The organism is Bacillus sp. UNC438CL73TsuS30 (genome assembly GCF_000482325.1).
GTDB lineage: Bacteria > Bacillota > Bacilli > Bacillales > Cytobacillaceae > Neobacillus.
This window is the reverse complement of sequence record NZ_KI535297.1, coordinates 274,650-287,717: the sequence shown is the minus strand read 5'-3', so window position 1 is coordinate 287,717 and position 13,068 is coordinate 274,650. Positions and strand designations below refer to the sequence as shown.

Genomic DNA, 13,068 nt, shown 5'->3' with positions numbered 1-13,068 from the left:
CCAAAATAAAAAAAGCCCTTGGTCTAAACCAAGAGCCCACATCAACCGATTAAATCGACACATCCCCGATCGCAAATGTACAATTTAACGCATCCGATAGCTTATATAAAGCTGAAACTTGAACATCCATTTCCCCTTCTTCAATCGCAGCAATTGTTTCAACGCTAATTCCTGCTAGTAAAGCAAGCTTTTCCCTTTCCATCTCACGATTTACTCTTATATTCCTTAGCTGCTGGCCAATAGGGTTCATTCACTTCAGCTCCTTAAGATATGTAAGCGATTACAATTCTACAAAAATAGGATTAAAGTTCCTCCTAAAACCCAGTTTAGGAGAAACCCATTCAAAATTAATACCCAGTACCTTTACCACCCGTAATAATTGCAATACTCGAGCTAGCACCAATTCTCGTTGCGCCAGCCTGGATCAGCTTTCTCGCCGTATCTAAATCCCTTACACATGCGGAAGCCTTCACACCCATTTCAGGGCCCACTGTTTCGCGCATCAGCTTAATATCTTCAGCTGTTGCACAACCAGGCCCGAAGCCTGTGGAAGTTTTAACAAAGTCTGCCCCCGCCATTTTTGCAAGAAGACAAGCTTTTTTCTTCTCTTCTGTCTCAAGAAGGCCAGTTTCAATAATTACTTTTACAGGAACATGGCCTCTCACAGCTTGAACAACGCCCTCAATATCCTTTTTCACCGCATCAAAATCTCCTGATTTAAGTGCGCCAATATTGATGACCATGTCAATTTCCGTTGCCCCATTTGCTATTGCATCGCGGGTTTCGGCAATTTTTACAAATGTACTTGTCGCGCCGAGTGGGAAACCGACAACCGTTGTGACTCCCACTCCAGATCCATTCAATTCATTGGCAGCAGTTGAAACCCAATAGGGATTGACACATACCGTTGCAAAATGATGCTCTTTTGCTTCTTCACAGAGCTTAATAATCTGCTCCTTTGTGCTTTCAGGCTTTAATAAAGTATGGTCGATCATACGGGCAACAGCTGGACCTGTGATAATATTTGAAGAAGGGCCTTCCTTATAACTTACATTTCCAGAAAGAGTCGGCTTCGCCTCATTTAATTCTTGTTTATTGGTTAATTGTTGTAAAATTTGATTGGTAATTTGTTCAACTAATGCTTCAATTTGCATCGTGTTCACCCCACATTAATGTAATCGATCAACGATTCCGGCAATCACGGCATCAAATGCCCCCTTTGGGTCACCTAAAATCTCCCGTGCCGAACCGCCTTCTTCAATAACAAGAACATAATCGCCAACCCCGGCATGAAAATGATCTATGGCAATCATTGCATCACCGCACTCTTTTCCAGTTGCATCCACAGGAATGACAACCATGAGCTTCTTGTTTTGATGACTAGGCGTTTTAACCGTTGATACGACATTTCCAACGACTTTGGCCAGCTTCATTATTTCGCTGCTGGAAGGATTTTTTCAATATCAGAATGTGGTCGTGGGATCACGTGCACGGATAAAAACTCGCCTACGCGCTGTGCTGCTTCTGCACCCGCTTCGGTTGCTGCTTTAACCGCACCAACATCGCCGCGGACCATAACCGTTACCAAACCGCCGCCAACTTGCACTTTTCCTAATAAAGAAACGTTTGCCGCTTTCATCATCGCGTCTGCAGCTTCAATTGCACCTACTAAACCTTTTGTTTCAATCATTCCTAAAGCATTGCTCATCTATTATTCCTCCGTTCTCTTTTCCACATTGTAATACTCAATAATTCCCATAATTCCTGCATCAGAAGGGACTAAATCTTTGCCAAGCGGAATGGATGACTCTTTACTTTTAGCTAGGTAAACAAGGTCCCCGACACCGGACTGTCCAATCGTATCAATCGCCACAAGTGGTTTTCCTTTCTCCTCTAATTGGTCGTCAACTGGTTGAACTACCATCAGCTTTAAACCTCTTAAATTATCATTTTTATGTGTGCAGATCATATTCCCAATCACTTTGGCTACAAACATTTTAAAACCCGCTTTCTAGCGATATAAGAAACGACTCTCAATCTCCATAATTTTCGTTACACGGCGATCGTGGCGGCCGCCGGCAAAATCTGTTTCCAGCCATGCCTTCACCAATTGCTTAGCCAAGCCCTCACCGATAAACTGCCCCCCAATGGAAACGACATTTGCATTATTATGCTCGCGGCTGTTTATCACAGAGGATAGGTCCCAGCAAACTCCTGCGCGGATACCTGGAATTTTGTTTAACACCATGCCGCTGCCAATCCCGACACCATCAATCATGATACCGACATAATCAGTGTTTGTGGCAACGGTTTCTCCGACTAAAAAGGCAATATCCGGATAATCAACTGATTCCTTTGCATGGCAGCCAAAATCGAGATATTCATAACCCAATTCGGTTAAATATTTTTTTAAGGATTCCTTAAGTTCGTATCCACCATGATCACAGCCAATTGCAACTTTTTTCATTTGTTAGGTTCTCCTTTGGCAAATACATCAATGATTTCATCAAAAGATGATGCATTCAAGCTGGCACCGCCAACAAGTACGCCATCAATATTGGGCATGCTCCTGAAGTCAGCTGCATTTTCACCATTTACAGACCCTCCATACAGAATCGAAATAGTTTCGGCACGATGCCCGACCAACTGCTTTAACACGGAACGGATGTAGGCGTGTGTTTGCTCAGCCAGGTCCGCTGTTGCCGATTGTCCTGTACCAATCGCCCAAACTGGCTCGTATGCAATAATTAACTGACTCATATCAATACCCTTTAATGCGCCGAAAAGCTGTCTGGACAACACCTGTTCCGTTTGGAGGAGATTTTTTTCCTCCAATGTTTCACCCACACAAAGAATGGGTATGATACCAGTCTTTATGGCTTTTTTCACTTTGCGGTTAATTGCTGCATCATCTTCTAAAAAGTACTGTCTTCTTTCAGAATGACCGATGATAGCATATTCGCAGCCAACATCCTTCAACATTCCTGTAGAAATCTCACCCGTAAAAGCACCTTTTTCTTCCCAATGGACATTTTGTCCACCTAAACCAATCGGCTTCTTAATCTGCTTGATCATTAGCTGTACGGGATATAACAGCGGTGCCGGTGGACAAACGACAATCTTTACATCCTGCCTGCCTTTCATTTTTTGAAAAAATACAGTTGCTTCTGCGATCGTTTTGTTCATTTTCCAATTGGCAACCACATAGGTTTGCCGTTCGTTTCGAAACTGCAGATGTAAAATCGCATCTCTGACAAGATTTTTAATATAGTTTTCAATGGACGGTTCCATTTGAATTCACCTTATTCTGCTTTCGGTAAAATTCCGTCAACCTCGCTGTTTGGACGTGGAATCACGTGTACAGAAAGTAGTGTTCCAACACGCTGCGCAGCTTCAGCACCAGCCTCAGTTGCCGCCTTTACAGCACCCACATCCCCGCGAACCATAACCGTCACAAGACCAGCACCGACAAACTCTCTGCCAACTAACGTAACGTTTGCGGCCTTCACCATCGCATCTGCTGCTTCAATTGCACCGATTAATCCTTTTGTTTCAATCATTCCCAATGCTTCTTGACTCATGTTTATTCCTCCTCTTTGGACCTTTAATAGTGTATTTTTCATTTTATTTGTTTCCTTCTGACCTACTTCTTGTAATTCTGGCAATCTACTTCACCACTTTATATAATTCTTAATCCATCTACTAAAACGCAGCGGCGCTGACGGGTAAAAGTTCGAGCAGAGGTTAATCCCTCACCGGTTGGTCCGGCAATAGTTAAGGTTGTAAAGCCTTCACTTTCAAAACCTAACCCTGCTACAGATGGACCGTTTTTCACGAAAATTGTCGCCTGGATTTCCTGAGCCATTTTTGTAAGATTTGTAATGTTTTGTGAATGCATAATCGCCGTGTGGCGATTTCCCTTTTCCGCTATAACAGCAAGCTCAATCGCTTGATCAACATCAGGAACCCGTACAATCGGCAGAATCGGCATCAGCATCTCAGTCATTACAAGCGGGTGGTCCTTTGTGGTTTCAGCAATAATTAATCTTACATTTGGATTTGCTTGGATACCTGCAGCTTGTAAGATGACAGTGGCATCCTTTCCAATATAATCTCTGTTTGGATAGAACTTATCATTTTTCTTAACCAAGACTTTTTCCAAAACTTTTTCAAGCTGATAACCCTTAATTTCAACTGCACCATGCTTCACCATTTCCGCTTTGAGGGTATTGGCGGCCTTATCCACAACAAATACCTCTTTTTCTGCGGTACATAAAATATTGTTATCAAAGCTTGCACCCTTCACAATGTCGGCAGCAGCCTTTGATATTGCTGCAGTTTCATCAACGACAACAGGAGGATTTCCGGGACCGGCGGCAATGACTTTTTTCCCGACGGCCATCGCCGCTTTGACAACAGGACCGCCGCCTGTCACCACTAGTGCATTCACAATCGGATGGTTCATTACTTGTGCTGACGTTTCAAGATTAGGGTTTGCTACAGACGTCAAGGTATTTTCCGGTCCACCAGCAGCCACAATCGCCTGATTTAGCAGCTGTAAGGTTTTAATCGAAACACGTTTGGCACTAGGGTGTGGATTGTAGATTACTGTATTACCTGCTGCGATGAGCGAAATGGAATTGTTGATCACCGTTGCAGCCGGATTGGTTGACGGTGTAATCGAGCCAAAGACACCAATTGGTGCATATTCCACAACCGTCAGACCATTATCTCCGGAAAAAGATGTACTGACTAAATCCTCAAGCCCGGGTGTTTTATTTGTGGCCAGCAGGATTTTAGCAATTTTATCTTCTACTCTTCCTAAGCCGGTTTCTTCAACCGCGAGTTTTGCTAAGTCTTCCGCATGCTCACGGCTGACCTCGCGCATTTTTTCAATCAGCCTTCTTCTTGTAGCAATAGGGAGCTTCCTTAGCTTTTCCCATGCCGTTTTGGCAGCAGCTGCCGCTTCATCAACGGTTGTGAACACACCATGTCCAAGACTGACTTCATCTACGGGTTCTGGTGGAACCGTTTTCGTTTCTAACTGCTGCAGCACCTGCTCTACCATTTTTTTTATATCAGATTCTGTAATCTGCAAACCTATGAACCTCCTTTAAGGAAAGTTAACGCCCCTTTGATTTCAATTTGATCGACAATCCCAATAATTGCCGCATCAACAGGGACTCCATTGGTGATTTCTGTCTGCCTGGCGGAGCTGCCGCTGACAACCAACACAACCTCACCTTCTCCAGAACCGACTGTATCAATAGCAACAAGCGGTTTACCGTCTTCTTTCATCGTTTTCATAACCAGCGGTGTAACAATCAGAAGCTTTTTCCCAACTAATTTCTCTGCTTTTGTGGTGGATACAATCGATCCAACCACTTTTCCAATGATCACAAGCTTCACCCCCCTCAAGGATTAATTTTAATGTTGAATTCTTTTGCGAGGTCCTTGGCAACAGGTGTTACCTTACTTTTAAAAGGTGTGGTAATTTCCTTTAACCCTTCTTGATATGCCTTTTCAATATGTTTACCTAAAATAAGAGGCTGCTTATCCTCGTTATCTATCATTTGCTGTTCAACGGTCTGGACTAATTTGCGTAATGGCACCCATTTCACTTGATCACTCTGGATTTGACGAATATAGCCTTGTAAACGCTGCAGGACGGATGGTGCTGCAAGTATTTGTTGATAAACATTGGGTTCAACCTGATCACTGGCAATCACAATCGGCTTTCCAAGCAATTGGGTTTGAATCGTGAACCAGACAGCAGCTTCATCATCAATGGATAATGCAAGCTTTGTTAAAAGCTGATAGGACGCAGCCGGAATAACCAAAATAGATGTTTGGTTAATGATCTCCCTCAATGCCTCTTGAGTTAAATCTTCCATAAGAATGTGCTTGGTGGCGTTCAGTTCAGACAGCACCCAATCCTTTGTTAAAAGGACTTTAACATCATAGGACTGTCGCAATGTAGAAACCGCTTCCAAAACTTCTGTTTGATTAATAGTTTGATAACCTAATAGAATGGTAATCGGCTTCCTGCTTTGATGTTGTGGTAGCTGCTTTACGTAATCTTCGACTACTTTCTGAACAATTTGTTTAACCGTTTCGTTCAAATCCATTTAATTGACCACCACCTTTCCTTTCAATGGAAACAATTTCTCCCAATTGTCCATTTTTAAGGTTGGCAGCGTTGGCCTCATCTAAATCAAGGTGCATCTCAAGCCTGTACTTGGAAGAAACTCGAATAAGAACATTGGAAAAAATAATTCCCCGCTCTCCCATTGTTTTCACATGAACATAATCGCCATCTGAAACGCCAAAGTTTTCAGCATCACTTGGATGCATATGAACATGTCGTGCCGCACAAATCAGCCCTTCTTGAATCTGGATTTGCCCCCTCGGTCCTTGAATCGTAATCCCTTCCGAGCCCTTAAGATCACCTGATTGACGGATGGGGGGATTTACCCCAAGTGAATAGCCATCGAATAAGGATATCTCCACTTGAGTCTTTCCCCTGGAAGGACCCAGGACGCGAACATTTTTGATTTTTCCTTTAGGACCAATCAGTGTCACGGTTTCTTTTGCAGCAAACTGGTTCGGCTGTGATAAATCCTTCAGTTTTTTTAATTGGATGCCTCTGCCGAACAATCTTTCCACATGCTCAGGTGAGAGGTGAATATGCCGGTTAGAAGCGGCAATGGGCACCTGTTTTGATTTTATCAGCGATGCTTTTACCGCTTCCTCAACAATCGCTCTAATTTTCTCCTTTTCCATTCTTATCATCACTCTCCATTTCGAGTAATGCCCTAGCTGTATACTGATCAGTAATAAGGATATTGGCATACTTGCCCGTTAGAGCACCGTATATCCCATCAATTTTAGATGCACCCCCTGCCAGCAAAATTCCATATTCTTTCTCAGCTAAGTCTGATAGTTGAATACCAATGGTACGATCATTTAAGGTTGCATTGCATATTTGCCCTTCCTGATCTATAAACCGCGAACAAATATCCCCAACTGTCTTGTTTTTCCTTAAAATTTCAATATCCTTATCGAAAAAATAGCCTGCTTGCATCAGAGTCGATTGCACATCCGGTTCCCCTACTGTATAAATGGCAATATTGGCTATTTTCCCAAGCTCTAGTGTTTTTTTCACATGCCGGTCAGCCACAATCGCCTCTTTGACAACATTCGAATCCACAATAGCTGGTACTGGTAAAAAATGAGGAGTTGTATTAAAAGCGTTTGCCAATCCATTAACAATCTCTGCTGCATATGTGTTGGACTCCGAATAACTTACCCCACCGTTCAACTGGACAATGGTAACGTCCTTTACATTCTTTGGCTGCATTTTTTTCACGAGTTGATATATTGTGGTTCCCCATGTAATCCCGATTGTATCGCCGCTTTCTACAATCTTATACAGATAATCGGCCGCCGCCCCACCCAGTTTTTCCTTTATCAGTGGATCTTCAAAGCTTGCTACAGGGGTAACAACACAGTGTTTAAGCTGAAACTTTTCCTTCACTTGCCGTGCAATTTGCTCAACATCTTCGGTTGGATTAAAAATTCTAATTTGAACAATACCCTCTTGTTTTGCCTGGACAAGGAGCCTGGATACGGTTGGACGGGAAATACCTAGTCTCTTTGCAATTTCCTGCTGACCGTAATCTAGTTGGTAGTACATTTTAGCTGCTTCCACCAAGCGCAATAGTTTTTCATCCGCCATCGTAAATTCTCCTAAGATTATGTTTTTGATAAGAAAACGTTTTCATTAACCTATAAAATTTTAAAGGGTTGAAATTATGTAAAATTTTTTTTGAAATTTTGTTAATTTTATTATAACTTACCATTTTTTACTGTCAATTGTCTCTCTCGAAAAATTCCGACATTTTTTTAAAATATATTAGACAAAATTCATTCTATTTATATAATGAACCATAGACATTAACATAAAAAATACCCGCACTCCTAGGATTGCGGGTGTTTCTTTATTTTATACCAATTGATTTAATGCTTCCGTTAACGTTTTTACAATAAACTCTAAATCTTCCACTTCGATATTTAATGGTGGTGAAAGGGTTAAAACATTATTATATCCGGCAACTGTTGCCCCGTTTTTACCAATTAATAAACCTTTTTCCTTACAGCTTGCAATGACCTGGTTGACAAGAGCAACATCTAGTGGTTCCTTAGTCGCCTTATCTTTTACTAATTCAAGTCCGATTAAAAGACCTTTACCGCGGACATCCCCAACATATGGATGGTTTTGCAGCAAGTTCTTTAAGTCATTCAATACCCTTGCCCCTAAATTACGGGATCGGTCAAATAATTTCTCATTTTCCATGATTTCAAGATTTTTCAGTGCCAAGGCACAAGCTGCCGGGTTTCCGCCAAAGGTGTTGACGTGGCGGAAATAATCATATTCTTCCGTACCTTTAAACGCTTCATAAATTTCCTTACGAACAGCTGTTGCGGATAATGGAAGATAAGCACTGGTAATACCTTTTGCCATCGTAATGATATCAGGCTTCACACCGTAGTTCATAAATCCGAATGGTTTCCCGGTGCGGCCAAATCCGCAAATGACTTCATCCGCAATTAAAAGGGCGCCATGCTTCTCACAGATTTCTTTTGCTGCCTTCATATATCCTTCCGGTGGAACAAGAATTCCTCCACCAGTGATAATTGGTTCCATAATCATCGCGGCAATTGTTTCGCTAAGCTCCCACGTCATAACACGGTCAATATCCTTAACAGATTGCAATTGATGCGGATCGGATACATTTGTATCATCACGATACGAATCCGGAGGAGCGATATGAACAAAACCAGCAGAAAGCGGCTCGTATTTGTATTTTCTTTGTGCCTGGCCAGTTGCTGCTAAAGCGGCACCTGAGTTCCCATGGTACGCTCGGTAGCGCGAAACAATTTTATAGCGATTGTGGTCGCCTTTTTGCTGATGGTACTGGCGTACAATTTTGAACGCAGTTTCATTTGCTTCGGAACCACTATTGGAGAAAAAGATGACATATTCATCCCCAAGCATTTCATTTAGCTTTTCTGCCAGTTTAATAGCTGGCACATGGCTTTGGGAAAGCGGGAAATAGGCCATTTCTTTTAATTGCTCATAGGCAGCTTCTGCGAGTTCCTGTCTTCCATAACCAACATTGACGCACCAAAGACCAGCCATAGCATCTAAATAACGTTTTCCGTCAGTATCGGTAACCCATGACCCCTCAGCCTTCTTGGCCACGATCGTTGCTTTCGGATTATAAGGCTTCATCGCATGCCAAAGATAACGATCATCCTGTTCAAGTAATGTTTCCTGTGATCCACTTGTTTGAACCATTCTCTCCACACTCCATTCATGCTCTTTTCATAGTATATTCTTCACTATTCCTGATGCGCTGAGGGGGCTTTGGTGAAAAGCCCCCAATCAGCAAGCAGGCTTATTAAAAACGTGAGGTAATCATTTTTTTACGAGTATAGAAGTTTAAGCCATCTTTTCCGTTAACATGGAGATCACCGTAGAAGGAATCCTTCCAGCCGGAGAATGGGAAGAAAGCCATTGTTGCAGGGACACCTACATTAATTCCGAGCATGCCGGCTTCTGCTTCTTCACGGAATTGACGGACTGCTTTTGCATCATTTGTATAAATGGTTGCACCGTTACCAAATCTTGATTTACGGATATATTCCAAACCTTCATCTAAGTCTTTTGCACGCAGAAGACTTAAAACAGGACCGAAAATTTCTTCTTTCGCAATCGTCATATCCGGTGTTACATGGTCAAAGATAGTAGGTCCTAAGAAATTTCCCTCCGGAAGATCGTTCATTTCTCTGCGGCCATCCCGGATTAAATCCGCACCCTCTTGAAGCGCTTTTTCAATATATCCAAGAGCTCGTTCTCGCTGTTCTTTCCGAATAACGGGAGTCAATAAAACCTCGTCATCCATACCGTTTCCAATGATTAATTCATCTGCTTCCTTTTTTAATGCCTCGATAAATGGAGCATTATCCCCAACAACGACCACGGCACTACATGCCATACAACGCTGGCCGGCACTTCCAAATGTAGAACTGATAATATTTTGAACAGCCTTGTCTAAATCAGCATCCGGCATTACGATATGATGGTTTTTCGCACCGGACAATGCCTGGACTCTTTTGCCTTCAGCTGCTGCACGCTCATATACATATTTGGCAACCGGCTGAGATCCTACAAAGGAGATAGCAGCAACATCTTTATGATCAAGTAATCCATTTACAACATCGTGTGCACCGTGCACAACATTTAAAATTCCTTTTGGAGCCCCGGCATCTGTAAATAGTTCAGCTAAACGATTAGCTAAAAGCGGTGTGCGCTCAGATGGTTTTAAAACAAAGGCATTTCCGCAAGCAACGGCCATCGGGAACATCCAAAGTGCAACCATCATTGGGAAGTTAAATGGCGTAATTCCTCCCACAACTCCAAGCGGATAACGGAACATTTCAGAATCAATATTTTCCGCAATCCCCGAAAGCGTTTCACCCATCATTAAGGTTGGTGCACCTGCAGCAAATTCAACACATTCAATCCCGCGCTGCACCTCTCCGTGGGCTTCCTTGTAAGCCTTACCATTTTCCTGGACAATCAGTCTAGCAAGTTCTTCATGATTATCGGATAAGAGAGTATGGAATTTAAATAGAATGCGCGCTCTTTTAGGCACCGGTACGTTTTTCCATTCTTTGAAGGCAGCCTTTGCCGCTGCGACAGCTTTTTCGACATCTTCCTTTGTTGAGACTGGAACCTTTGCTATGACCTCATTCGTTGCGGGATTCAGCACATCTAATGTTTGCTCGCTGTTGGAATTAACCCACTCACCGTTAATATAGTTTTTTAAAACTAAAGTATCATTTTTAATTACGCTCATATTTTGACCTCCTATTTTTAACCATAATTTTATGAATATTGAAAATCCCTATGTGTTAATTATCGCTCATATTTAAAGGGCTTTCATTAGACAAAGTGTAAAATGGCTAGCACTATTTTTTCGACATTATGAACACTGTTATAAAATATAGTTCGAATCATAGCAGACTAACGAGCCTTGTATTCCTTTTTTGGGCCCGAAGGAGCTAAATAATCATTTACAAGAATCATAAATTCAATAGCTACCCGTTTTTCATGCTCCATAAAGTCCGGACCCAACAGATTTTCGAGCTTTTGCAAACGATGATAAAGGGTCTGTCTCACGATAAAAAGCCGATTTGAAGTCTCTTGTTTCGACCCATTACATTCCAAATACGCCTTTAAGGTTTCAAGCAGCTTACCATTATATTTTTGGTCATATTGTATAACGGGCTGTAAGTATTCCAACACTAGCTCCTGTAAATCTATATGTTTATTAATTTGCGAAATGAGTCGATAGAGATGTAAATCTTCATAAAAGGTGTAAAGTTCTTTTTTTGTCATTTCCTGATGAATTCTTACTGTTTCCTTTGCTGTAAAATAGCTTTTATGGAGTTTACAAAGAGATTCGACAAACTTGCCGGTTCCAATAAACATTTTGGCTGTGTTTTGTTTTTTCATGAACTCAGATTCATGAATGGATTCAATTGCCTTTTTGATACGGTCCTTTAAATTCTTTTTCGTTCGATTGTTCAACAAAATAAACACCAAGGAATTGCGTTTTTCGACCGAAAATACAGCAAAGCCATTTTGTTCAAAAACAGAGCGGAATAATAGTTTTAAGTAGGTTACATCTTGACTGGATTTTTCCTTTACCGCAGAAACCCTTGCAATTAAAACAACGGCATCACTTGTTTTCGGCTTGAACCCTTGTTCAAGTAAATACTCGTTTATCCCTTCCTCTGAATGTTCGCCGTCCAACCACCCTTGAAGCCATTCAAATTCTTCAACCCGTTTTTTCTCCTCCACATACAAATCCCTTAATAAATGCTGTGCCAAGGCTGTTGCGGTGCGATCTAAAATCAGTAAATCAAACTCACTGATTGGAAGCTCAGGTGAGTACAGATATAATTCAGCGTATTCCTGGCCAAACAAATAAATGGGTGCATAGGCAAATTGACGATTGCTTCCGGCTTTTGCACCTTCCAGTTCTTTAATTAAAGCTTTTTGATCATCGCCATTGATTTCAGGAACAAACTCGTATTCCTGATTTCTTAGACGGAAAATAATTTGAACATCTAAGGACGAAAAAATAAATTGGAGGATATCCTCATACGTTTCAATCGATAACAGCCGTTTATTCAGACTTTGTGAATAGTTCTCTAAATCAGAAATCATTTGATATTGTTGATTGATCATCAAGGAATGAATATCCTGTGTAATTTCAACGAAGGGAACTTCTTGTTGAAAAGCGATGATAGGAAAATGATGCTGGTTGGCAATTTCAATCACTTCAGATGGAATTTTAGTTAAATAGGTTCCAAGTTCAATGCATAAGCCTGCCGCCTGATTTTCAATAAATTGTTCAACCATTGTAAAAAATAGATGGTCCTCTTGCCAGGCAACACCTGTTGATAAAATAAGCTCCTGACCACTTAGTAAATTTCGGATATTTTTTACTTCAACGACATGAACCCATTTGACAATGTGATGCAGCCCCTCAGCACCAGCAACCACCATCGCATTTTCAAAGTGCTTGCGCTGTAAAATATCGGAGACCTTAAGCTGGAAATTTTCTTTCATGTATCTGGCCCCTTTTTATGTATTAAAGGATTGGTGCGGGCACCAATCCTCTTTCAATTTATCAGCTTTGACTCTGTTGAATAAGCAAACTAGAAAAATATTTTCTAGCATTTGCAGTTCCAATCAGAAGTGTTTCTGTCTTTTTTTCTTCAGGATGTACAAAATCTACAGATGCACCATTTAAATGTTCATTGACCTGCTGAATACGAAAACCATTTTGAATAAGAAAATCGATTTTATCCCGTTCAGCTAGAAACTGCTGATGCTCTGACATGGTATCCCTCCAATTCAATTCTATACTTTCTACAAAAAAGCCACTGTTTCCTTCCTAAATGATCGAATCTACAATCTCTTGATAAACC

Annotated in this window: 17 protein-coding genes; all 17 read right to left on the bottom strand. The window is 41.5% G+C overall.

Features of this window, described 5'->3' with window-relative positions; genetic code table 11:
* Window positions 1-49: 49 nt before the first annotated feature.
* Entirely contained in the window at window positions 50-250 is a 201-nt protein-coding gene (locus M028_RS0125335; RefSeq protein ID WP_026576344.1) for a helix-turn-helix domain-containing protein, read from the bottom strand.
* A 97-nt stretch (window positions 251-347) separates the two neighbouring features.
* Complete coding sequence (gene deoC / locus M028_RS0125330) at window positions 348-995, bottom strand: deoxyribose-phosphate aldolase (RefSeq protein WP_035424786.1); 648 nt, start codon at window positions 993-995, stop codon at window positions 348-350.
* A gap of 174 nt (window positions 996-1,169) precedes the next feature.
* A complete protein-coding gene (locus M028_RS0125325; RefSeq protein ID WP_026576342.1) occupies window positions 1,170-1,433 on the bottom strand; it encodes a EutN/CcmL family microcompartment protein in 264 nt (87 codons plus the stop codon).
* Complete coding sequence (locus M028_RS0125320) at window positions 1,433-1,708, bottom strand: BMC domain-containing protein (protein ID WP_026576341.1); 276 nt, start codon at window positions 1,706-1,708, stop codon at window positions 1,433-1,435. The genes M028_RS0125325 and M028_RS0125320 overlap by 1 nt, the downstream gene beginning before the upstream one ends.
* A gap of 3 nt (window positions 1,709-1,711) precedes the next feature.
* Entirely contained in the window at window positions 1,712-1,996 is a 285-nt protein-coding gene (locus M028_RS0125315; RefSeq protein WP_026576340.1) for a EutN/CcmL family microcompartment protein, read from the bottom strand.
* A gap of 15 nt (window positions 1,997-2,011) precedes the next feature.
* Window positions 2,012-2,467: a ribose 5-phosphate isomerase B gene (gene rpiB, locus M028_RS0125310; protein WP_026576339.1), complete on the bottom strand. Its 456-nt coding sequence runs from the start codon at window positions 2,465-2,467 to the stop codon at window positions 2,012-2,014.
* Complete coding sequence (gene tpiA / locus M028_RS0125305) at window positions 2,464-3,291, bottom strand: triose-phosphate isomerase (RefSeq protein ID WP_081810887.1); 828 nt, start codon at window positions 3,289-3,291, stop codon at window positions 2,464-2,466. The genes rpiB and tpiA overlap by 4 nt, the downstream gene beginning before the upstream one ends.
* Window positions 3,292-3,302: 11 nt before the next feature.
* Window positions 3,303-3,581 carry a BMC domain-containing protein gene (locus M028_RS0125300; RefSeq protein ID WP_026576337.1) on the bottom strand — a complete coding sequence of 93 codons (279 nt, stop codon included), beginning with the start codon at window positions 3,579-3,581 and terminating at the stop codon, window positions 3,303-3,305.
* Between the two features lie 98 nt (window positions 3,582-3,679).
* Entirely contained in the window at window positions 3,680-5,098 is a 1,419-nt protein-coding gene (locus tag M028_RS0125295; RefSeq protein WP_026576336.1) for an aldehyde dehydrogenase family protein, read from the bottom strand.
* A gap of 2 nt (window positions 5,099-5,100) precedes the next feature.
* Window positions 5,101-5,400 (bottom strand): EutN/CcmL family microcompartment protein, encoded by a 300-nt coding sequence (locus M028_RS0125290; RefSeq protein WP_026576335.1) that lies wholly within the window; start codon window positions 5,398-5,400, stop codon window positions 5,101-5,103.
* Window positions 5,401-5,414: 14 nt separating this feature from the next.
* Complete coding sequence (locus tag M028_RS0125285) at window positions 5,415-6,128, bottom strand: hypothetical protein (RefSeq protein WP_026576334.1); 714 nt, start codon at window positions 6,126-6,128, stop codon at window positions 5,415-5,417.
* Window positions 6,106-6,783 carry a phosphate propanoyltransferase gene (gene pduL / locus M028_RS31055; protein ID WP_081810886.1) on the bottom strand — a complete coding sequence of 226 codons (678 nt, stop codon included), beginning with the start codon at window positions 6,781-6,783 and terminating at the stop codon, window positions 6,106-6,108. Before pduL ends, M028_RS0125285 begins: the two co-directional genes overlap by 23 nt.
* Window positions 6,764-7,738, bottom strand: a complete 975-nt coding sequence (locus M028_RS0125275) for a sugar-binding transcriptional regulator (protein ID WP_026576333.1) — start codon at window positions 7,736-7,738, stop codon at window positions 6,764-6,766. Before M028_RS0125275 ends, pduL begins: the two co-directional genes overlap by 20 nt.
* A gap of 267 nt (window positions 7,739-8,005) precedes the next feature.
* Entirely contained in the window at window positions 8,006-9,361 is a 1,356-nt protein-coding gene (locus tag M028_RS0125270) for an aspartate aminotransferase family protein (protein WP_026576332.1), read from the bottom strand.
* Between the two features lie 103 nt (window positions 9,362-9,464).
* Window positions 9,465-10,925, bottom strand: a complete 1,461-nt coding sequence (locus M028_RS0125265) for a CoA-acylating methylmalonate-semialdehyde dehydrogenase (protein ID WP_026576331.1) — start codon at window positions 10,923-10,925, stop codon at window positions 9,465-9,467.
* 167 nt (window positions 10,926-11,092) lie between these two features.
* Window positions 11,093-12,706: a PucR family transcriptional regulator gene (locus M028_RS0125260; protein WP_026576330.1), complete on the bottom strand. Its 1,614-nt coding sequence runs from the start codon at window positions 12,704-12,706 to the stop codon at window positions 11,093-11,095.
* A 61-nt stretch (window positions 12,707-12,767) separates the two neighbouring features.
* Window positions 12,768-12,980, bottom strand: coding sequence for a hypothetical protein (locus tag M028_RS0125255; RefSeq protein ID WP_026576329.1), 213 nt, complete (start codon window positions 12,978-12,980; stop codon window positions 12,768-12,770).
* Window positions 12,981-13,068 lie beyond the last annotated feature (88 nt).